The organism is Anaerococcus cruorum (genome assembly GCF_046365495.1).
GTDB lineage: Bacteria > Bacillota > Clostridia > Tissierellales > Peptoniphilaceae > Anaerococcus > Anaerococcus cruorum.
Genome location: NZ_JBGMEH010000001.1, coordinates 214,937 through 232,133, shown reverse-complemented (window position 1 = coordinate 232,133; position 17,197 = coordinate 214,937). Strand labels below are relative to the sequence as shown.

The following is a 17,197-nucleotide window of genomic DNA, read 5'->3' as shown; positions in this document are numbered from 1 at the left end:
TTATGTTAATGCCTAAAAGAGTTAAATATCGTAGACAACACAGGGGCAGAATGAAAGGTGAAGCTCAAAGAGGTAACCAACTAGCTTACGGTGAATACGGCTTACAAGCCCTAGAAGCTACTTGGATGACAGCTAACCAAATCGAGGCTGCTCGTCGTGCGATGACAAGATATATCAAAAGAGGTGGTCAAATCTGGATTAAAGTATTCCCAGATAAACCAGTATCTAAAAAACCTGCAGAAGTAAGAATGGGTTCTGGTAAAGGTTCCCCAGAATATTGGGTAGCAGTAGTTAAACCAGGCCGTGTACTATTTGAAATGAGTGGGGTTAGTGAAGAAGTTGCAAGAGAAGCTATGAGACTTGCTGCACAAAAACTTCCAGTAAAAACTAAATTCATTCAAAGACTTGAAGTTACAGGTACGGAGGAATAATAATGAAAGCAAAAGAAATCAGAAATTTATCAGACCATGATTTAGATAAACAATTATATGATTTACAAAGTGAGCTTTTTAATCTTCGTTTCAGACTTGCAACTGGACAATTAGAAAATCCATCAGCAATAGGAAATGTCAAAAAAGACATCGCAAGAGTTAAAACAATTCAAACTGAAAGAAAGCTTAATATAAATAGGGAGGCTTAAATTTCATGGAAAGAAACAGTAGAAGAGTAGAGCGTGGTGTTGTAGTATCTGATGCGATGGATAAAACTATTACAGTTTTAGTAGAAGATAAGATATCACACCCAGTTTACAAAAAAAGAATTAACAGAAGTAAAAAATATAAAGCTCATGATGAAAATAATGAAGCTAAAGTAGGCGATAAAGTAGTGATAATGGAAACTCGTCCTCTATCAAAAACAAAAAGATGGAGATTAGTTAGAGTTAGTGAAGCTGCTGAGATTATTTAATAGTTTAAGGAGATATTGATGATACAACAAGAAACTCGCATGAGAGTTGCAGATAACTCCGGAGCACGTGAATTACAAGTAATCAAAGTTCTAGGCGGAACTGGAATTAGATATGCAAATATAGGTGATGTTGTAACTTGTTCAGTTAAAAGTGCAACACCCGGCGGAGCGGTAAAAAAAGGTGACGTTGTAAAAGCAGTTATTGTAAGAAGCAAAAGAGGCTTAAAAAGAAACGACGGATCAAAAATCAACTTTGATGAAAACGCAGCAGTAATCATAAAAGAAGATAAATCACCAGTAGGAACTCGTATATTTGGACCAGTAACTAGAGAATTAAGAGGGGAAGGATTCATGAGAATTATATCCCTAGCTCCAGAAGTATTATAGGAGGAAGTTATGCACGTTAAAAAAGGCGATAAAGTTCAAATAATATCAGGCTCATACAAGGGTCATGTTGGAGAAGTTTTAGTAGCTTATCCAAAAGAAAATAAAGTAGTAGTTGAAGGTGCTAATGTTCACGTTAAACACCAAAGAGCAACTCAAATGGGTGAAGAAAGCGGCAGAATCGAAAAAGAATGCCCAATTGATGCTTCAAAAGTACTTTTATATTCAGAAGAACTTAAAAAAGGTGTAAGAACAAACAAAGTACTTGAAGATGGCAGAAAAATTAGAGTAAGCCATAAAACAAACGAAAAATTCGATTGAGTTTAAGGAGAAATTATGGCAAACAATAGACTAAGAGAAAAATACGAAAATGAAGTAGTAAAAGAGTTAATAGAACAATTTGGCTATGAAAATGTAATGCAAGTACCTAAACTTGAAAAAATCGTAATTAACGTTGGTCTTGGAGAAGCAAAAGATAACCAAAACCTATTAAATTCAGTAAAAAATGAACTTGCACTTATTACAGGTCAACAACCAATAGAAGCAAAAGCAAAAAAATCAGTTGCTAACTTCAAACTAAGAGAAGGCCAAGCTATTGGTGCTAAAGTAACACTAAGACGTGATAAAATGTATGATTTCCTAGACAAACTAATCTCTATTTCATTACCACGTGTAAGAGACTTTAGAGGAATTAATCCAAATTCATTTGATGGACGCGGAAATTATTCACTAGGTATCAAAGAACAATTAATATTCCCAGAAATCAAATATGATGATGTAGATTTCCTACATGGGATGGATATTACTATAGTTACTACAGCACAAACAGATGAAGAAGCTAAAGCATTCTTACAATTAATGGGAATGCCATTTACAAAATAAAGGAGTAACAATGGCTAAAAAGTCAATGATAGCTAAACAAAAGAAACATCATAAATATTCAACACAAGAATATAACAGATGTAAAATTTGTGGTAGACCACATGGTTACCTTAGAAAATATGGAATTTGCCGTATCTGCTTTAGAGAACTAGCAAATGAAGGACAAATTCCAGGAGTAAGAAAAGCAAGCTGGTAATTAGGGAGGATATTAATTATGATGACAGATCCAATTGCGGATATGCTAACAAGAATTAGAAATGCAGTTAAAGCTAATCATAAACAAGTAAGCTTACCATCTTCTAATGAAAAGAAAGCTATTGCACAAATTCTTCTTGATGAAGGCTTCATAAACGGATTTAATGTAGAAGAAGACAACAAACAAGGAATTCTTACAATAGACTTAAAATATACTGAAAACGGCGAGAAAGTAATCTCAGGACTAAGAAGAATAAGTAAACCAGGCCTTAGAGTTTACGTTAAAGCAAACGAAGTACCAAAAGTACTAAACGGTCTTGGAACAGCAATTATTTCAACATCAAAAGGACTTTTAACTGACAAAGCTGCAAGAAGTGAAAACATCGGTGGCGAAGTTATTTGTTACGTATGGTAAGGAGAAATATATGTCAAGAATAGGTAAACAACCAATTGAAATACCAAATGGAGTTTCAGTTGTAATTGATGGACAAAACATCAGAGTTGAAGGACCAAAAGGAAACTTAACTCAAGATTTTCCAAAAACAATTGAAATAGTAGAAGAAGATAACCAACTACTAATTAACATTCCAGAAAATTATACAAAACAACAAAACGTAGACCATGGTTTATTTAGATCACTTATTGCAAATATGGTAGAAGGCGTTACCGAAGGATTTAGTAAAACACTTCAAATCGAAGGTACAGGTTACAGAGCACAAAAACAAGGAAATAACCTAGTTATGAACCTTGGTTTCTCACACCAAGTAACCATGGAAGATCCAGAAGGTATCGAAACTGAAGTACCAAATGACAGAACAATAATTGTAAAAGGAATAGACAAACAATTAGTAGGCTTACATGCAGCTAATATCAGAAAATGGAGAAAACCAGAACCATACAAAGGTAAAGGTATCAGATATGAAGGCGAATATGTAAGACGTAAAGTCGGTAAAACAGGTAAGTAGGAGATATAAATGGCTAAAGATAATAAAAGACAAAGACTTCAAGCTCGTAAAAAAAGAGTTAGAGCAAAAATCAGCGGTACTCCTCAAAGACCAAGACTTTCCGTATACAAATCAAATGCTAACATTTACGCACAAATTATTGATGATGTAAATGGAGTAACTCTTGCAAGTGCAAACACCCTACAAAAAGATGTAGCAGATGGTCTTGATAGCAAATCAAATGCTGAAGCTGCAGCAAAAGTAGGTGAAGCTATTGCTAAAAAAGCAAGCGAAGCTGGTATAACAGAAGTTGCTTTTGATAGAAATGGTAATATTTACCACGGAAAAGTTAAAGCTTTAGCAGAAGCAGCAAGAGAAGCTGGTCTTAAGTTTTAATAGGAGGTTAAGGATGAATTATTTATTAAGAAGTGAAGTAGAAAAACTCAACCTCGAAGATAGAGTAGTTGCTATAAACAGAGTTGCAAAAACCGTAAAAGGTGGACGTAACATGAGATTCTCAGCACTTGTTGTAGTAGGAGATTCTAACGGAGTAGTTGGAGTTGGAACAGGAAAAGCTACAGAAGTACCAGAAGCTATTAGAAAAGCAACAGAAGATGCTAAAAAACACATGATCCGCGTTCCACTAGTAGGAACAACAATTCCTCACAGAGTTGAAGGAGAAAAAGGTGCTGGACATGTTTTACTAATGCCTGCCCTAGAAGGTACAGGAGTTATCGCTGGTGGTCCAGTGCGTGCTATCTGTGAACTTGCAGGTTACAAAGACATCAGAGCTAAAAACCTAGGATCAAGCAACCCTAGAAATATCATCAATGCATGTGTAGAAGCATTCTCAAACATGAAAACTGTTGAAGAAGTTGCTAAACTTCGTGGTAAATCGGTAGAAGAATTCGATTATTAAGGAGAGAGTATGGCACAATTAGAAATCAAACTTAAAAGATCTTTTATCGGTAGAAAAGATGATCAAATTGCAACAGCTAAAGCCCTTGGACTTAAAAAAATCGGCCAAAGCGTTGTAAAAGAAGATAATCCAGCAGTAAGAGGAATGATTAATAAAATTCCATTTATGCTAGAAGTAAAAGAATTAAACTAGGAGTGTAAGATGAAATTACATGAATTACAACCTAATGAGCCTCTAAAAAAGAGAAAAAGAAAAGGTAGAGGTCCAGGTTCTGGAAATGGTACACGCGCAGGTCGTGGTCAAGATGGTCAAAACTCTAGATCAGGCGGTGGCGTAAGACCAGGTTTCGAAGGTGGACAAATGCCACTATACAGACGTCTTCCAAAAAGAGGATTTAAAAATATCAACAAAAAACAATACGAAGTTATCAATGTTGAAACATTAAATGCTTTTGAAGATGGTACAGAAGTAACACCAGAATTACTATTTGAAAACAAATTATTAAATAAAAACAAAGCAAAAGATGGAGTTAAAATCCTTGGTGATGGAGAACTTACATCAAAACTTACAGTAAAAGCTCACAAATTCACAGCATCTGCTCGCGAAAAAATCGAAGCAGCTGGTGGATCAATAGAAGAAATAGAAGTTAAAAAATGGGTAAAACCATCTAAGAAAGAAACTACTGAAGAAAACTAAGAAGGTGAGCAATGCTAGAAACAATAAGAAAAGCATCAAGAGAGCCAGAGATTAGGAAAAAGTTTTGGTTTACTATCCTAATGCTTGTAATATACAGATTAGGAAATAATATTCCAATACCATTTATTGATCAAGAAACTCTTAGAAATGCTTACTCATCTGTGGAAGGAACCTTAGTTGACTACCTAAACATGTTAACAGGTGGTGGACTATCAACCCTTTCAATCTTTGCCCTAGGGGTACAGCCTTACATTACATCTAGTATCGTAATGCAACTTTTAACAGTTGTAATACCAAGACTAGAAGAGTTGACTCGTGAAGGTGAGCAAGGACGTAAACAAATACAAAAATATACTAGATATTTGACAATAGTTCTTGCAATATTCCAAGCTGTAGCTGTAACAAATGGTTTGTATGGAGCAGCATTATCTAATGCAACAACATTCCAAAAATTCGTTATGAATGTAATCCTCATCGGAGGAACAATGTTTGTAACTTGGATGGGTGAAACCATAACAGAAAAAGGTATTGGTAATGGTACAAGCCTTTTAATCTTTATGGGTATTATAGCATCATTTCCAAAAACCATATCAAGATGGCAAGATCAAGTTCGTTACGGACTAGTAAGCTATCTACCAATTATAATTATGGTTATATTAATAATCTTAATAGTAATGGCAGTAGTGCTAATATCTGAAGGTGAAAGAAAAATACCAGTCCAATATGCTAAAAGAGTTGTAGGACGTAAGATGTATGGTGGTCAATCTACTCACATCCCAGTAAAAGTAAACATGGGTGGAGTAATGCCAATAGTATTTGCATCAGCAGTACTAGCCATACCATCAACTATTAGTCTTTTCTTTGGAAATGGTGGAGAAAGTGGGATAACAAACTTCTTCCAAAATACAACTGGAGGCTTTATCCTATACTTACTAATCCAATCAGCATTAATCCTAATATTTGCCTACTTCTACAATCAAATTCAATTTAACACTGTAGAATATGCAAAACAATTGCAACAAAACGGTGGATTTATCCCAGGTATTAGACCAGGAAAACCAACTAGTGAGTATCTAGGAAAAGTTGCAACAAGAATAACATTTATAGGATCAATTGCATTAGCTCTATTAACAATCATTCCAGCTATTGCATCAAAACTATTAGGACTATCCCTATCATTTGGTGGTTCATCAGTAATCATCGTAGTAGGAGTAATAATAGAAACAATTAAACAACTAGAAGCAATGATGACAATGAAACAATACAAAGGGTTTTTAAATAGGTAAAAGATGAATATTATATTGTTAGGACCCCCAGGAGCAGGTAAGGGTACACTTTCAAAAAAAATTTTAGAAAACTTAAATGCAGTTCAAATTTCTACAGGAGACATTTTTAGATATAATATCAAAAATGAAACTCCTCTAGGAGTAAAAGCAAAAGGATATATGGACAAGGGAGAGCTTGTTCCAGATGAAGTAACCATCGACCTACTCTGGGATTATTTTGATAAACTAGAAGAAGATGATCTACTTGTATTATTTGATGGTTTCCCAAGAACATTAAATCAAGCCAAAGCGCTTGATAATGGAATGGAAGAGAGAAATCAAAAAATTGATGGTGTAATCTACTTTGATGTAGACTATGATACACTTATTAAAAGAACAACAGGTAGACGTGTATGTCCAGAATGTGGAGCAACTTATCATATAGAAAACCATCCTCCAAAAGTGGAAGGTATCTGTGATAAATGCGGTACACAACTAATCCACAGAAAAGACGATGAACTAGAAACAGTTAAAAATAGAATCGATGTTTACAATGAACAAACCGCCGTACTCATTGATTATTACACAAAAAAAGGTATATTAAAGAGTATTAACGGCACCCAAACTGTTGATAAAATATTTGAAGAATTTAACGATAAATTAGGAGAACTTAACTAGTTTATGGTTAAAATAAGAGAAAATAAAGAATCTCTTTAGGCCAATATGTCTTATAAAAGAGATCAACATTTAAGGACATATTAGATAAGATAAGGAGGTTCTATATATGTCAAAAAAAGATGCTATAGAAGTTACAGGAGTAGTAAAAGAAGTACTCCCAAATGCAATATTTAAAGTAGAACTAGATAATGGACACGAAATCCAAGCCCATCTATCCGGTAAACTACGTATGAACAGCATAAGAATACTAGAAGGAGATAAAGTTACAGTAGAACTATCTCCATATGACCTTAGCCAAGGAAGAATTACTTGGAGAAGGAAATAGTCCCATCATCTTGGGTGAAAAATCATAAAGATTTTTCATTTTCGAGACGAACAGAGTGAGTCCGAAAAACTAAGCGAGAAGGCCTTGAAAAGGACTTCGAGAGGATTAACCCTACGGGGATTAAAAAGAAGTCGAATAAAGACAAGGAGAAATAAATGAAAGTCAGAGCATCAGTTAAAAAAATGTGCGATAAATGCAAAATTATCAAAAGAAACGGTAAAGTAATGGTAATTTGCGATAATCCAAAACATAAACAAAGACAAGGTTAGGAGGGTTTAATGCCAAGATTAGCTGGTATAGATTTACCTAGAGAAAAAAGAGCAGAAATAGGCCTTACTTATATTTACGGTATCGGTCGTGCAACTGCTAACGAAATATTAAAAAACACAGGAATCAACCCTGATACAAAAATGAAAGATCTTACTGAAGAAGAACTAGGTCAAATACGTGAACAATTAAACAACTATACAATCGAAGGTGATTTACGTCGTGAAACATCTATGAACATTAGAGCACTACGTGAAATCAACTCATATAGAGGAAATAGACACAAAGCAGGCCTACCAGTAAGAGGACAAAACACAAAGAACAACGCAAGAACCAGAAAAGGTAGAAGGGGTTAAGGAGAATAAATGGCAACTAGAGGCAAAAACACTTCTAAAAGAAGAAGAGTCAAAAAAAATGTTGAACGTGGCCAAGCTCACATTAACTCAACATTTAACAATACAATGGTAACAATCACTGATATGCAAGGAAATGCATTATCATGGGCTTCAGCTGGTCAATTAGGATTTAGAGGAAGCAGAAAATCTACACCATTTGCAGCACAAGAAGCAGCAGAAACAGCTGCAAAAAAAGCTATTGACCAAGGTCTAAAAACAGTAGAAGTATACGTAAAAGGACCAGGTAGCGGACGTGAATCAGCTATCAGAAGCTTACAAGCTGCAGGACTTGAAGTAACAATGATTAAAGATGTTACACCAATTCCTCACAATGGATGTAGACCACCAAAAAGAAGAAGAGTTTAATAAGGAGAAATTATGGCAGTATCAAAAGATCCAGTTTACAAAAGAGCAAGAGCTTTAGGAATTTCTCCAGCATACCTAGGTTACACAGGTGAATCAAAAAGACAATTACCACAAAGACGTGGAAAAATGTCAGATTACGGTATGCAACAAAGAGAAAAACAAAAAGCTAAATTCATCTATGGTATGAGCGAAAAACAATTTAGAAGCTACTATGAAAAAGCTACTAAATTACCAGGACAAACAGGTGAACAATTAATCGTTCTTTGCGAAAGAAGACTTGATAATATTGCATTTAGATCAGGCCTTGCAAGAACAAGAAGAGAAGCAAGACAAATTGTAACTCACGGACACTTATTAGTAAATGGTAAACAAGTAGACATCCCATCATACTTAGTAGAAGTTGGCGATGTAATAGAAGTACGTGAAAAATCAAGAAACAAAGAATTATTCAAAACTATCAAAGAAACAAATGCTACATTTGGAGTAGTTGATTGGATGAGTTCTGATTTAGAAAACTTAAAAGTAACTATTGATAGACTTCCAACAAGAGAAGAAATTGATATCCCAGTAGAAGAACGTATGATCGTAGAGTTCTACTCTAAATAATTAAGAACTAAAAAGTTAGAACTAAGGAGTTACCATGATCGAAAAATTAGATACAAATATAGAAATACTCGATATAAACGAAGGCGATCATTACGGCAAGTTTGCCCTATATCCACTCGAACGAGGCTATGGTACAACCATTGGAAACAGTATGAGAAGGGTGCTACTTTCATCCTTACCTGGTTCTAGCGTCTCAAAAATTCTTATCGAAGGAGTCCTTCATGAATTTTCCACTATAGATGGAGTAGTAGAAGACGTTCCTGAAATAATATTAAATATAAAAGGTCTAGATGTCAAAAAACATGGTGATGAAGATGTTACCCTATTTTTAGAAATTGAAGGACCTAAAATAGTAACAGCTAAGGATATAAGCAAAGATAGCTCCATTGAAATTGCAAACCCAGATCATTACATTGCAACAGTAAATGATAAAGCAAATCTATCTATCTCACTTGAAGTTACAAACGGCAAGGGATACCAATTAGCAGACCAAAATAAATCTGACTCAGATCCAATAGGTACAATTGCGATTGATTCATCATTTACACCAGTAGAAAAAGTAAACTACTATGTAGAAAACACAAGAGTAGGAGAAGCTACTGACTTTGATAAATTAATCATAGAAGTATGGACAAACGGAACCATATCACCACAAGAGGCTCTATCAGAAGGAGCAAATGTACTTATAAATGACTTTAAGTACTTTAAAGACCTACCAAATGTTTCTTTTGTTGAAGAAGAAGACAGAGTAGAAGAAGTAGAAGAAGTTGTTGAAGATAATACAGACCAAATGCTTGAAAAAACTATCGAAGAAATGGACCTATCCCTACGTTCATTTAACTGCCTAAAAAGAGCAGGTTTTGATACAGTTGGTGATATAGTTGAAAAATCTGAAGCAGAACTAAAAACAATCAAGAATTTTGGTAAAAAATCATTAGAAGAAGTAAAAGACAAAGTTCATGATATGGGACTAAGTCTTAAAGACGAATAGGAGGTAAAAATGGCTAATAAAAGAAAACTTGGCAGAAGAACTGACCATAGAAATGCCATGCTAAGAAACCAAGTGACTTCTTTATTCGATAACGGTAGAATTGAAACTACAGTTACCAGAGCAAAAGAAACACAAAAAATGGCTGAAAAAATGATCACACTTGGCAAAGATGGATCACTTCAAGCAAGAAGACAAGCAGCAGCCTACATTTATAAACCATCTACAGTTCAAAGACTATTTGATGAAATAGCACCAGAATATGAAGAACGTAACGGTGGTTACACAAGAGTACTTAAAATGGGTCCAAGAAGAGGAGACGGTTCAGAAATAGCTATCTTAGAACTTGTTTAATGATAAGCCCTTATAAGTACTAGACAACTAAAATAAGTTTAAATGATTAATAAATTTTATAAAAACTTCTAGCATCTTTGCGTGTGCACAAAGGTGCTTTTTTGTTTGCAAATTTTAGGGTAAAAAATCTAGGGAATAGCAAAAGGAGGAAACATTGAAATATAAATTAGTAATATTTGATATGGATGGACTTATGCTAGATACTGAGAAGTTCTACTATGAATCTTGGTTTAAATTTAGCGAAGAATATGGTTTTGAATACAACAATGAAAAAAGAAAATTACTCGCTGGTATGAATGGGCCAACCATAAGAAATATTCTGGCCAGGGAACTAGGAAGTGACCAAAAAGCAAAAGAATTACGTGAAAACTTGGAACAATATAGGAGAGAATATTTTTTAAACTTTAAAGGTGATTTAAAGAAAGTAGGATTAATAAATTTATTAGAATTTTTAAAAGAAAATAATATAGAAGCTGTTGTAGCATCATCAAGTTCTCGTGAAAAAATTTCATATCTATTGAAAAATCAAAATATAGACCATTACTTTAAATTTATTGTATCAGGTCACGAAATTAAAAATGGTAAACCACATCCAGATATATTTTTAGAAGCTTTAACCAAAGCTGGATACAAAAAGGAAGAAGCCCTCATCTTAGAAGATTCTTACAACGGATACAAAGCTGCAAAAGCAAGTGGTATGGACTATATTATAATACATGATTCAAACTTTGATAAAGACTTTGATGCTGACAGTGAAGCATCTGATTTAAATGAGGTAATAGAAATAATAAAATAAATATTCAAAATTAAGATGAGTATGTTGAAATTTTTATTTAATAATATATAATAAGGGTAAGAAAAGCTTTTCATCAATGAGGTGAGTATGGATTATTTAATAAAAATTAATCAATCAAAAAGTGAGTTTACTCCTTCTGATAAAAAAATTGCAGATTATATTATAAATCACCCACAAGAAATTGTTAGTAGCAATACCTTAAAATTAGCTGAAAATATCAATACATCCCAGTCTGCCATAATTAGATTTGTAAAAAAAATTGGCTATAAGGGATATGTCGATTTAAAAGTAGATGTTGCAAAAAGTCTGGAAGTTGATAATGAGTTTTTAAAAGATGAAGTTATTGCATCAGGTGATAGCATCAGTCAGATAATAGAAAAGAGCAAAAGCAATGTTTTGACAGCTGTTGATAAGACTTATGCCCTATTAGATACAGAAGTTTTGTATAATGCTTGCAATATAATTAATAAAAACAATTCCATTTATCTAGCAGGTGTTGGAAGCTCAGGCCTTGTATGTGAGGATTTTTTATATAAGCTTCAAAGAGCTGGAAAGAGTGCTTTCTACCAAAAAGATGCTCATACTAATATGGCTCTTTTGACAAATATAAAAAAAGAAGATGTCTTGGTATGCATTAGCTATTCAGGTATTACCAAGGAAATCTTATTATCTGTAGACTTTGCAAAAAAAGTAGGAGCTACAGTTATTAGTATAACAAAATCTATAAATAGTCTTCTGGCTAGATCTTCTGATGAAGTTTTGCTTATACCAGCCATTGAGAAAGAAATGAGATTTGGTGCTGTATCATCTCGATTTTCATCTCAAATTATCACAGATATACTCTATTATAGCTATGTAGCAAATAATATGGACCTAGTTTTAAAAAATATGAAAGCTTCAAAAGAGCTTACAAGCACGTTAAAGGATAAATAAATGATTGGATTTTCATTATATTTTGAAGAAAAAAATGATTTTAAGAAAATTATAGACAATAATAAAGATTTTGACTTAGTTTTCACCTCTTTACACTATCCAGCAAGTGATGAAAGCTATAAAGAATTTTTAAAACTTTATGAGTTGTGTTCAGCAAATAATATTAGAATTTGTGTCGATATAAATAATGAAACTTTAAAAACTTATCCAAAACTTTTAGAAATGGATCTTATACTTAGGTTAGATTTTGGTTTTTCTTTTGAAGAAATAGCAAAACTTTCTAAAAAAACTGACTTAGCTATAAATGCCTCAACAGTTACGCTAAGTTTTTTAAAGGGACTAAAAGAATCAAATGTAAACTTAGAAAAAATAACAGCAATTCACAACTACTATCCTCTAGAATATAGTGGCTTAGCTGAAGATTTTTTTATAAGTCAAAATAAAATGATAAAAGATTTTTGTATGAAAGTTGGTGCCTTTGTTCCAGGCAATGGACAATTGCGCGGACCGGTTTATAAGGGATTGCCAACTCTAGAGAAAGATAGGTATAAAAATCCCTACCAAGTTTTTGTAAAATTACAAAGAAAATTTGACTTGGATTTAATTTTATTGGCAGAAGATACCCTAAATGCTGATAAAGAATATATTATAAAGTTTGCAAAACAAAATATTCTAACTTTACCAGCTACCTTTAAAGATGAGTATAAGAATCTAGATGGCATAAAGGTAAGGCCAGATATAAGTGATTATCTTATAAGAAATGAAAGAGATAAAAAAGAAATTACACCTTCAAATCCTCAAATGATAAAACGCGGAGATGTTGTAATTTTAAATGATCTTTCAGGACGATATGCTGGAGAGATTGAAATAATAAAAAAAGACTTAAATATAAGCCAAGAGAGAAATATAATCGGCAGGATTGATAAAAATTATGAAAATATAATTGATTATATAAGAGGAGGAGATAAAATTGAGTTCTACAGAAGATAGAAATCCAAATAGCTATGATTTAGATTTGAAAACTAGCAGAGAAATCCTAGAAATTATTAATCAAGAGGATCAACAAATAGCTATAAAAGTAAATGAAGCTATGGACCAAATAGAGCCTTTGGTTAATGAAGTTATAAAAACATTTGATAACGGTGGCAGGTTATTTTATCTAGGAGCTGGCACTAGCGGTAGACTAGGAGTTTTAGATGCATCAGAAACAGTACCAACTTTTTCTGTAGATCCAAAAATGGTAACAGGTCTTATAGCTGGCGGTGATGATGCCTTAAGAAATCCTATTGAAAATGCAGAAGACTCAACAGATGCGGCTAGGATTGATTTAGAAAAAGAAGGACTTACAGCAAACGATTTTGTAATAGGTATTGCTGCTAGTGGAAGAACCCCATATTCCATAGGAGCCATAGAATATGCTAGAAAAATTGGTGCAAAGACAGGATCTATAGCCTGCAATGAAAATGCAAAAATTTCTTCCTATGCTGATTTTCCAATAGAAATTAAAACAGGAGCAGAAGTTTTAAGTGGCTCTACTCGTATGAAAGCAGGTACAGCAACCAAACTAGTTTTAAATATGATTACTACAACTGCCATGATAAAAATAGGAAAAGTTTATGATAATCTAATGGTAGATGTTAGACCTACAAATGAAAAACTGGTAGATAGGGCTACAAAAATTATCAGCGAAATAAGTGGATGTGATTATGAAAAATCAAATAAGTTACTAAAAGAAGCTGATAATAATGTAAAATTAGCTATAATCATGGCTACAAAAGATGTAGACTATGAAAAGGCAAGTGAAATCTTGGAGAAAAATAAAGGATTTATAAGAGAGGATTTATAAATGGACAATAATAATTTAGCAAAATTATTAATCGATGACTTTGGGGGCGATAGCAACCTTATCGAAGTTATTAATTGTATGACAAGGGTCAGAGTAAAAGTAAGAGATGATAGCAAAGTAGACTATGAAAAAATAAAAACCCGTGAAGGAGTAATGGGTGTAGTTAGCGGAGATCAAATCCAAGTAGTATTAGGACCTGGTAAAAGTGAAAAGGTTGCCAAAGCTATGGCAGAAATTTCTAATACAAAATTATCTGAAGAAATAGGAAAAAGTGAAGGTCAAACTTACGAAACTGACAAAGAAAGATTAGAAAGAACTACAAAAGAGAATAAAGAAGCATATAAGTCAAAACAAAAACAAAGTGGATTTAAGAAATTTACAGCAGCCATAGCCTCCATATTTGTACCACTTATCCCAGCATTTGTTGGAGCAGGTCTTATTGGTGGAATAGCATCTGTTTTATCAAATATGCTAACTGCAGGTACAATTAGTGGAGATAATGTTACAAATTTAATCCAAGTATTAAATGTAATGAAAGGCGGCCTATATGCTTATCTAAATATTTTTATAGGAATTAATGCTGCAAAGGTATTTGGAGCTAATGAAGGACTCGGTGGTGTAGTTGGTGGTATGGTTTATCTAGCAGGAATGAATCCAGATATGCCAATAAACAACATATTTTTAGGCACACCGCTAGCAGCAGGACAAGGTGGGGTAATAGGAGTTTTAATTTCAGTTTATTTACTAAGTAAAATTGAAAATGCCCTACACAGAGTAATTCCAGATTCTTTTGATATTATTTTGGTACCAATGCTTTCATTACTTGCAGGGGACTTTTGACCATGTTTATAATAATGCCATTTGCAGGTCTTATTTCAAATGCTCTAATAGGATTTATTGATGGAGTAATCAATCTTGGTGGAGCTATTTCAGGATTTATACTAGGAGCTTTATTCCTACCAATGGTTATGCTTGGTTTACACCAAATTTTAACACCAATCCATGTTGCAATGATAGAACAACAAGGAGCAACATATCTTTTACCAATCCTTGCTATGGCTGGTGCTGGTCAAGTAGGGGCTGCCCTAGCAATCCTTGTAAAATGTAGAAAAAACAAACAAATTACAACCATTGCCAAAGGTGGACTTCCTGTAGGATTTTTAGGAATTGGTGAACCACTTATTTATGCTCTAACCCTACCTATGGGCAAAGCTTTTATTACAGCTTGCATAGGCGGTGGAATCGGTGGAGCAGTAATCGGAGCAATTGGTGGTGTAGGATCAACAGCCATTGGCCCATCAGGACTTGCACTTATACCATTAATTTATAATAATAAATGGCTAGGTTATATTTTAGGATTAATAGCTGGCTATATCGGAGGTTTTGTTTGCACATATTTCTTTGGTATAGATGAAAAATATGTAAATGGTGCAGTCTTAGATGGGTCTAGTAAATTTGATTTTGAATAATAAATTTGCTTATAAAAGAGTTTAAGATAAGGATATCTTTATCTTAAGCTCTATTTTTTGTCGAAAATAAGTAATCTTTTGATATTAAAGATTTTACAATAAAGGATAAATTCAGGTTTCCTATCATATAAAATATTGCAAATAAACGTTAAAATTTCAAGCTTTGCAACTAGTGAAAATATTTGCCAATTAAATAATAAAATGATATAGTTATTAATAAGTAATTTAGATTTTCAAAAAAGGAACGGATTATATGGGAAAAGCACTCGAGGATAAACTAAACGAATCAAATTTCACAATATTCAATTCAATGGATGATTGGGTGCGCATCGTGGGCCCTGATGGAAAAAATATTTTCATTAACCAATCTTTAAGAGAAGCCAAAGCGAAGTCTCCAGATTTAGAGATATATCTAAATGAAAATCTACCCCTAAATTTAACTTCCGAAAATGAAGCTATAAGAGATACAACCGTTGTCGAAGAAAAATTAATTTCTAATAAATATTACAGCATCAAAGCCTCTCCTATATTTATAGATGATAGCTATAGGGGCATTATAGAAGTATTTCGAGACATTACTCGCGAAACTATGATGAAAATTGAACTTTTTGATGCTAATAGGTCGATGCTTGATGATATAAGATTTGTAAGAAAAGTTCAATCATCTATCCTACCTAAGGATAGGGTTTATGGAAATATAGATTTATCAGGTATTTATAATCCTAGTGAAAATGTTTCTGGAGACCTATATGATATAGTAAAAATAGATGATGATAAATATGCTTTCTACATAGCTGATGTTATGGGACATGGGGTAAAATCTTCTATAATGACTATGTTCATAAAAGTATCTATTTTTTCAATTTTTGATAAATATCCAGACTTTTCACCTTCTGAAGCTCTTTTAAAATTGCGCAAAAGATTTTATGAGTTAGAAATGGATTCATCTCAGTATTTTACGGCTTGGCTGGGTATATTTGATTTTAAAGATCATTCTTTAACTTATTCAAATGCTGGTCATAATTGCCCACCTATGATATATAAGAAAAAATCTGGAGAATGTGAGTACTTGCATGCAAATGGCAGAATGATTTCAAATATAATAGAGCCAGATGTATATAACGAACTTAGTACTATAGTTGAACATGGTGATAAAATATTATTTTTCACAGATGGAGCTATAGAAGCTACTGATGAAAATAAAAATGAATTTGGTTTGCAAAGATTAGAAGATTCTTTTAGCAACCATAAAGATTTAAATAAGGTTTATAAAGAGATAGATGACTTTACCTGGGGTGAGCAACAAGATGACATTACCCTAGCTATGATTTCTTATAAGGAGAATTAAATGCAATTAAATAGATTAATTGATCATACAAATTTAAAGGCTGATGCAACAACAGAAGATATAAAAAAATTAGTAGATGAAGCAATTGAACACGACTTTTTTAGTGTGTGTGTAAACTCATCTTTTGTAAAATTTATCAAAGAATACAATGACCAAGTAACTATAGCAACAGTAGTAGGTTTTCCACTAGGAGCAATGGCAACTCGTGCTAAGGCCTATGAAACAAAATGTGCTATAGAAGATGGAGCAAGTGAGATTGACATGGTTATAGAAATAGGTCGCCTAAAAGAAGGAGACTATGACTATGTCCTAGAAGATATCAAGGCAGTAAAAGAAGCTTGTGGATCTAATATTTTAAAAGTAATTATCGAAACTTGTTTGTTAACAGAAGAAGAAATCGTAAAGGCTTGTGAGCTTGCAGTCGAAGCTGGCGCAGAATTTGTAAAAACATCAACAGGATTTTCAACTGGAGGAGCAACAGCAGAAGATATTGCCCTTATGAGAAAAACTGTAGGACCAGATATAGGAGTAAAAGCAAGTGGTGGTATTCATTCTAAAGAAGAAGCCCTAGAAATGGTAGAAAATGGTGCAACAAGAATAGGTGCTAGCAAGTCTATAGATATTTGTAAATAGGT

General features: G+C 33.3%; 30 protein-coding genes. All 30 read left to right on the top strand.

The genetic code is table 11. The annotated features are described in order from the left end of the window. The first annotated feature begins 2 nt into the window (after nucleotides 1-2). The 30 genes from rplP (at nucleotide 3) to deoC (ending at nucleotide 17,195) form a co-directional block, all read left to right on the top strand. Nucleotides 3-431 (top strand): 50S ribosomal protein L16, encoded by a 429-nt coding sequence (gene rplP / locus ACCQ40_RS01160; RefSeq protein ID WP_410032262.1) that lies wholly within the window; start codon nucleotides 3-5, stop codon nucleotides 429-431. 2 nt (nucleotides 432-433) lie between these two features. Beyond that, entirely contained in the window at nucleotides 434-640 is a 207-nt protein-coding gene (gene rpmC, locus ACCQ40_RS01155) for a 50S ribosomal protein L29 (RefSeq protein ID WP_101539544.1), read from the top strand. A 5-nt stretch (nucleotides 641-645) separates the two neighbouring features. Next, a complete protein-coding gene (rpsQ, locus tag ACCQ40_RS01150) occupies nucleotides 646-906 on the top strand; it encodes a 30S ribosomal protein S17 (RefSeq protein ID WP_394010636.1) in 261 nt (86 codons plus the stop codon). A gap of 18 nt (nucleotides 907-924) precedes the next feature. Next, the gene (gene rplN / locus ACCQ40_RS01145) at nucleotides 925-1,293 is read left to right on the top strand and encodes a 50S ribosomal protein L14 (RefSeq protein ID WP_394010635.1); all 369 of its coding nucleotides are present in this window, start codon (nucleotides 925-927) and stop codon (nucleotides 1,291-1,293) included. Nucleotides 1,294-1,302: 9 nt separating this feature from the next. Further along, on the top strand, nucleotides 1,303-1,611 hold the full coding sequence (rplX, locus tag ACCQ40_RS01140) for a 50S ribosomal protein L24 (RefSeq protein ID WP_410032261.1): 309 nt from the start codon (nucleotides 1,303-1,305) through the stop codon (nucleotides 1,609-1,611). Nucleotides 1,612-1,626: 15 nt separating this feature from the next. After that, nucleotides 1,627-2,172: a 50S ribosomal protein L5 gene (rplE, locus tag ACCQ40_RS01135; RefSeq protein WP_394010633.1), complete on the top strand. Its 546-nt coding sequence runs from the start codon at nucleotides 1,627-1,629 to the stop codon at nucleotides 2,170-2,172. Between the two features lie 10 nt (nucleotides 2,173-2,182). Beyond that, nucleotides 2,183-2,368 (top strand): type Z 30S ribosomal protein S14, encoded by a 186-nt coding sequence (locus ACCQ40_RS01130; RefSeq protein WP_394010632.1) that lies wholly within the window; start codon nucleotides 2,183-2,185, stop codon nucleotides 2,366-2,368. An 18-nt stretch (nucleotides 2,369-2,386) separates the two neighbouring features. Beyond that, nucleotides 2,387-2,782 carry a 30S ribosomal protein S8 gene (gene rpsH, locus ACCQ40_RS01125; protein ID WP_101539538.1) on the top strand — a complete coding sequence of 132 codons (396 nt, stop codon included), beginning with the start codon at nucleotides 2,387-2,389 and terminating at the stop codon, nucleotides 2,780-2,782. A gap of 10 nt (nucleotides 2,783-2,792) precedes the next feature. Continuing rightward, nucleotides 2,793-3,332, top strand: a complete 540-nt coding sequence (rplF, locus tag ACCQ40_RS01120) for a 50S ribosomal protein L6 (RefSeq protein ID WP_394010631.1) — start codon at nucleotides 2,793-2,795, stop codon at nucleotides 3,330-3,332. A gap of 9 nt (nucleotides 3,333-3,341) precedes the next feature. Then, nucleotides 3,342-3,707: a 50S ribosomal protein L18 gene (gene rplR, locus ACCQ40_RS01115; RefSeq protein WP_394019737.1), complete on the top strand. Its 366-nt coding sequence runs from the start codon at nucleotides 3,342-3,344 to the stop codon at nucleotides 3,705-3,707. 13 nt (nucleotides 3,708-3,720) lie between these two features. Then, nucleotides 3,721-4,230, top strand: a complete 510-nt coding sequence (gene rpsE / locus ACCQ40_RS01110; protein ID WP_394010629.1) for a 30S ribosomal protein S5 — start codon at nucleotides 3,721-3,723, stop codon at nucleotides 4,228-4,230. A 9-nt stretch (nucleotides 4,231-4,239) separates the two neighbouring features. Further along, nucleotides 4,240-4,422 (top strand): 50S ribosomal protein L30, encoded by a 183-nt coding sequence (gene rpmD, locus ACCQ40_RS01105; protein WP_203126109.1) that lies wholly within the window; start codon nucleotides 4,240-4,242, stop codon nucleotides 4,420-4,422. A 9-nt stretch (nucleotides 4,423-4,431) separates the two neighbouring features. Beyond that, nucleotides 4,432-4,926 (top strand): 50S ribosomal protein L15, encoded by a 495-nt coding sequence (gene rplO / locus ACCQ40_RS01100; protein WP_394010628.1) that lies wholly within the window; start codon nucleotides 4,432-4,434, stop codon nucleotides 4,924-4,926. An 11-nt stretch (nucleotides 4,927-4,937) separates the two neighbouring features. Then, entirely contained in the window at nucleotides 4,938-6,212 is a 1,275-nt protein-coding gene (gene secY, locus ACCQ40_RS01095; RefSeq protein WP_394010627.1) for a preprotein translocase subunit SecY, read from the top strand. Nucleotides 6,213-6,215: 3 nt separating this feature from the next. After that, nucleotides 6,216-6,869, top strand: coding sequence for an adenylate kinase (locus ACCQ40_RS01090; protein WP_410032260.1), 654 nt, complete (start codon nucleotides 6,216-6,218; stop codon nucleotides 6,867-6,869). 106 nt (nucleotides 6,870-6,975) lie between these two features. Then, on the top strand, nucleotides 6,976-7,194 hold the full coding sequence (gene infA, locus ACCQ40_RS01085) for a translation initiation factor IF-1 (RefSeq protein WP_394010625.1): 219 nt from the start codon (nucleotides 6,976-6,978) through the stop codon (nucleotides 7,192-7,194). Between the two features lie 155 nt (nucleotides 7,195-7,349). Further along, the gene (rpmJ, locus tag ACCQ40_RS01080) at nucleotides 7,350-7,463 is read left to right on the top strand and encodes a 50S ribosomal protein L36 (RefSeq protein ID WP_101539529.1); all 114 of its coding nucleotides are present in this window, start codon (nucleotides 7,350-7,352) and stop codon (nucleotides 7,461-7,463) included. A 9-nt stretch (nucleotides 7,464-7,472) separates the two neighbouring features. Further along, nucleotides 7,473-7,817, top strand: a complete 345-nt coding sequence (rpsM, locus tag ACCQ40_RS01075; RefSeq protein ID WP_101539528.1) for a 30S ribosomal protein S13 — start codon at nucleotides 7,473-7,475, stop codon at nucleotides 7,815-7,817. Nucleotides 7,818-7,826: 9 nt separating this feature from the next. Continuing rightward, nucleotides 7,827-8,222, top strand: coding sequence for a 30S ribosomal protein S11 (rpsK, locus tag ACCQ40_RS01070; protein WP_394010624.1), 396 nt, complete (start codon nucleotides 7,827-7,829; stop codon nucleotides 8,220-8,222). Between the two features lie 12 nt (nucleotides 8,223-8,234). Continuing rightward, on the top strand, nucleotides 8,235-8,828 hold the full coding sequence (gene rpsD, locus ACCQ40_RS01065) for a 30S ribosomal protein S4 (protein WP_410032259.1): 594 nt from the start codon (nucleotides 8,235-8,237) through the stop codon (nucleotides 8,826-8,828). A gap of 34 nt (nucleotides 8,829-8,862) precedes the next feature. Beyond that, nucleotides 8,863-9,819, top strand: coding sequence for a DNA-directed RNA polymerase subunit alpha (locus ACCQ40_RS01060; RefSeq protein WP_410032258.1), 957 nt, complete (start codon nucleotides 8,863-8,865; stop codon nucleotides 9,817-9,819). A 9-nt stretch (nucleotides 9,820-9,828) separates the two neighbouring features. Further along, complete coding sequence (gene rplQ, locus ACCQ40_RS01055; RefSeq protein ID WP_410032257.1) at nucleotides 9,829-10,170, top strand: 50S ribosomal protein L17; 342 nt, start codon at nucleotides 9,829-9,831, stop codon at nucleotides 10,168-10,170. Between the two features lie 154 nt (nucleotides 10,171-10,324). Continuing rightward, on the top strand, nucleotides 10,325-10,966 hold the full coding sequence (locus ACCQ40_RS01050) for an HAD family hydrolase (RefSeq protein WP_410032256.1): 642 nt from the start codon (nucleotides 10,325-10,327) through the stop codon (nucleotides 10,964-10,966). Nucleotides 10,967-11,053: 87 nt separating this feature from the next. Then, nucleotides 11,054-11,899, top strand: a complete 846-nt coding sequence (locus ACCQ40_RS01045; RefSeq protein WP_410032255.1) for a MurR/RpiR family transcriptional regulator — start codon at nucleotides 11,054-11,056, stop codon at nucleotides 11,897-11,899. Further along, the gene (locus ACCQ40_RS01040) at nucleotides 11,900-12,889 is read left to right on the top strand and encodes a MupG family TIM beta-alpha barrel fold protein (RefSeq protein ID WP_410032254.1); all 990 of its coding nucleotides are present in this window, start codon (nucleotides 11,900-11,902) and stop codon (nucleotides 12,887-12,889) included. Further along, on the top strand, nucleotides 12,870-13,745 hold the full coding sequence (gene murQ / locus ACCQ40_RS01035) for an N-acetylmuramic acid 6-phosphate etherase (RefSeq protein WP_410023718.1): 876 nt from the start codon (nucleotides 12,870-12,872) through the stop codon (nucleotides 13,743-13,745). The genes ACCQ40_RS01040 and murQ overlap by 20 nt, the downstream gene beginning before the upstream one ends. After that, on the top strand, nucleotides 13,746-14,585 hold the full coding sequence (locus tag ACCQ40_RS01030) for a PTS transporter subunit EIIC (protein WP_410032253.1): 840 nt from the start codon (nucleotides 13,746-13,748) through the stop codon (nucleotides 14,583-14,585). Between the two features lie 2 nt (nucleotides 14,586-14,587). Continuing rightward, complete coding sequence (locus ACCQ40_RS01025; protein ID WP_410032252.1) at nucleotides 14,588-15,214, top strand: PTS transporter subunit EIIC; 627 nt, start codon at nucleotides 14,588-14,590, stop codon at nucleotides 15,212-15,214. Nucleotides 15,215-15,467: 253 nt separating this feature from the next. Then, a complete protein-coding gene (locus ACCQ40_RS01020) occupies nucleotides 15,468-16,562 on the top strand; it encodes a SpoIIE family protein phosphatase (RefSeq protein WP_394019751.1) in 1,095 nt (364 codons plus the stop codon). Beyond that, nucleotides 16,563-17,195: a deoxyribose-phosphate aldolase gene (gene deoC / locus ACCQ40_RS01015; RefSeq protein ID WP_410032251.1), complete on the top strand. Its 633-nt coding sequence runs from the start codon at nucleotides 16,563-16,565 to the stop codon at nucleotides 17,193-17,195. The last annotated feature ends 2 nt before the right edge of the window (nucleotides 17,196-17,197 follow it).

What these genes read in the sequence shown, in the direction of transcription:
- rplF (WP_394010631.1), top strand. Translation starts at nt 2,793, where the DNA reads ATGTCAAGAATAGGTAAACAACCAATTGAAATACCAAATGGAGTTTCA.
- rplR (WP_394019737.1), top strand. Translation starts at nt 3,342, where the DNA reads ATGGCTAAAGATAATAAAAGACAAAGACTTCAAGCTCGTAAAAAAAGA.
- rpmC (WP_101539544.1), top strand. Translation starts at nt 434, where the DNA reads ATGAAAGCAAAAGAAATCAGAAATTTATCAGACCATGATTTAGATAAA.
- rpmJ (WP_101539529.1), top strand. Translation starts at nt 7,350, where the DNA reads ATGAAAGTCAGAGCATCAGTTAAAAAAATGTGCGATAAATGCAAAATT.
- ACCQ40_RS01040 (WP_410032254.1), top strand. Translation starts at nt 11,900, where the DNA reads ATGATTGGATTTTCATTATATTTTGAAGAAAAAAATGATTTTAAGAAA.
- rpsE (WP_394010629.1), top strand. Translation starts at nt 3,721, where the DNA reads ATGAATTATTTATTAAGAAGTGAAGTAGAAAAACTCAACCTCGAAGAT.
- deoC (WP_410032251.1), top strand. Translation starts at nt 16,563, where the DNA reads ATGCAATTAAATAGATTAATTGATCATACAAATTTAAAGGCTGATGCA.
- rplX (WP_410032261.1), top strand. Translation starts at nt 1,303, where the DNA reads ATGCACGTTAAAAAAGGCGATAAAGTTCAAATAATATCAGGCTCATAC.
- rplP (WP_410032262.1), top strand. Translation starts at nt 3, where the DNA reads ATGTTAATGCCTAAAAGAGTTAAATATCGTAGACAACACAGGGGCAGA.
- secY (WP_394010627.1), top strand. Translation starts at nt 4,938, where the DNA reads ATGCTAGAAACAATAAGAAAAGCATCAAGAGAGCCAGAGATTAGGAAA.
- rpsH (WP_101539538.1), top strand. Translation starts at nt 2,387, where the DNA reads ATGATGACAGATCCAATTGCGGATATGCTAACAAGAATTAGAAATGCA.
- rplE (WP_394010633.1), top strand. Translation starts at nt 1,627, where the DNA reads ATGGCAAACAATAGACTAAGAGAAAAATACGAAAATGAAGTAGTAAAA.
- ACCQ40_RS01045 (WP_410032255.1), top strand. Translation starts at nt 11,054, where the DNA reads ATGGATTATTTAATAAAAATTAATCAATCAAAAAGTGAGTTTACTCCT.
- ACCQ40_RS01020 (WP_394019751.1), top strand. Translation starts at nt 15,468, where the DNA reads ATGGGAAAAGCACTCGAGGATAAACTAAACGAATCAAATTTCACAATA.
- rpmD (WP_203126109.1), top strand. Translation starts at nt 4,240, where the DNA reads ATGGCACAATTAGAAATCAAACTTAAAAGATCTTTTATCGGTAGAAAA.
- rplO (WP_394010628.1), top strand. Translation starts at nt 4,432, where the DNA reads ATGAAATTACATGAATTACAACCTAATGAGCCTCTAAAAAAGAGAAAA.
- ACCQ40_RS01030 (WP_410032253.1), top strand. Translation starts at nt 13,746, where the DNA reads ATGGACAATAATAATTTAGCAAAATTATTAATCGATGACTTTGGGGGC.
- ACCQ40_RS01025 (WP_410032252.1), top strand. Translation starts at nt 14,588, where the DNA reads ATGTTTATAATAATGCCATTTGCAGGTCTTATTTCAAATGCTCTAATA.
- rplN (WP_394010635.1), top strand. Translation starts at nt 925, where the DNA reads ATGATACAACAAGAAACTCGCATGAGAGTTGCAGATAACTCCGGAGCA.
- ACCQ40_RS01060 (WP_410032258.1), top strand. Translation starts at nt 8,863, where the DNA reads ATGATCGAAAAATTAGATACAAATATAGAAATACTCGATATAAACGAA.
- infA (WP_394010625.1), top strand. Translation starts at nt 6,976, where the DNA reads ATGTCAAAAAAAGATGCTATAGAAGTTACAGGAGTAGTAAAAGAAGTA.
- rpsD (WP_410032259.1), top strand. Translation starts at nt 8,235, where the DNA reads ATGGCAGTATCAAAAGATCCAGTTTACAAAAGAGCAAGAGCTTTAGGA.
- ACCQ40_RS01090 (WP_410032260.1), top strand. Translation starts at nt 6,216, where the DNA reads ATGAATATTATATTGTTAGGACCCCCAGGAGCAGGTAAGGGTACACTT.
- ACCQ40_RS01130 (WP_394010632.1), top strand. Translation starts at nt 2,183, where the DNA reads ATGGCTAAAAAGTCAATGATAGCTAAACAAAAGAAACATCATAAATAT.
- rplQ (WP_410032257.1), top strand. Translation starts at nt 9,829, where the DNA reads ATGGCTAATAAAAGAAAACTTGGCAGAAGAACTGACCATAGAAATGCC.
- rpsK (WP_394010624.1), top strand. Translation starts at nt 7,827, where the DNA reads ATGGCAACTAGAGGCAAAAACACTTCTAAAAGAAGAAGAGTCAAAAAA.
- rpsQ (WP_394010636.1), top strand. Translation starts at nt 646, where the DNA reads ATGGAAAGAAACAGTAGAAGAGTAGAGCGTGGTGTTGTAGTATCTGAT.
- rpsM (WP_101539528.1), top strand. Translation starts at nt 7,473, where the DNA reads ATGCCAAGATTAGCTGGTATAGATTTACCTAGAGAAAAAAGAGCAGAA.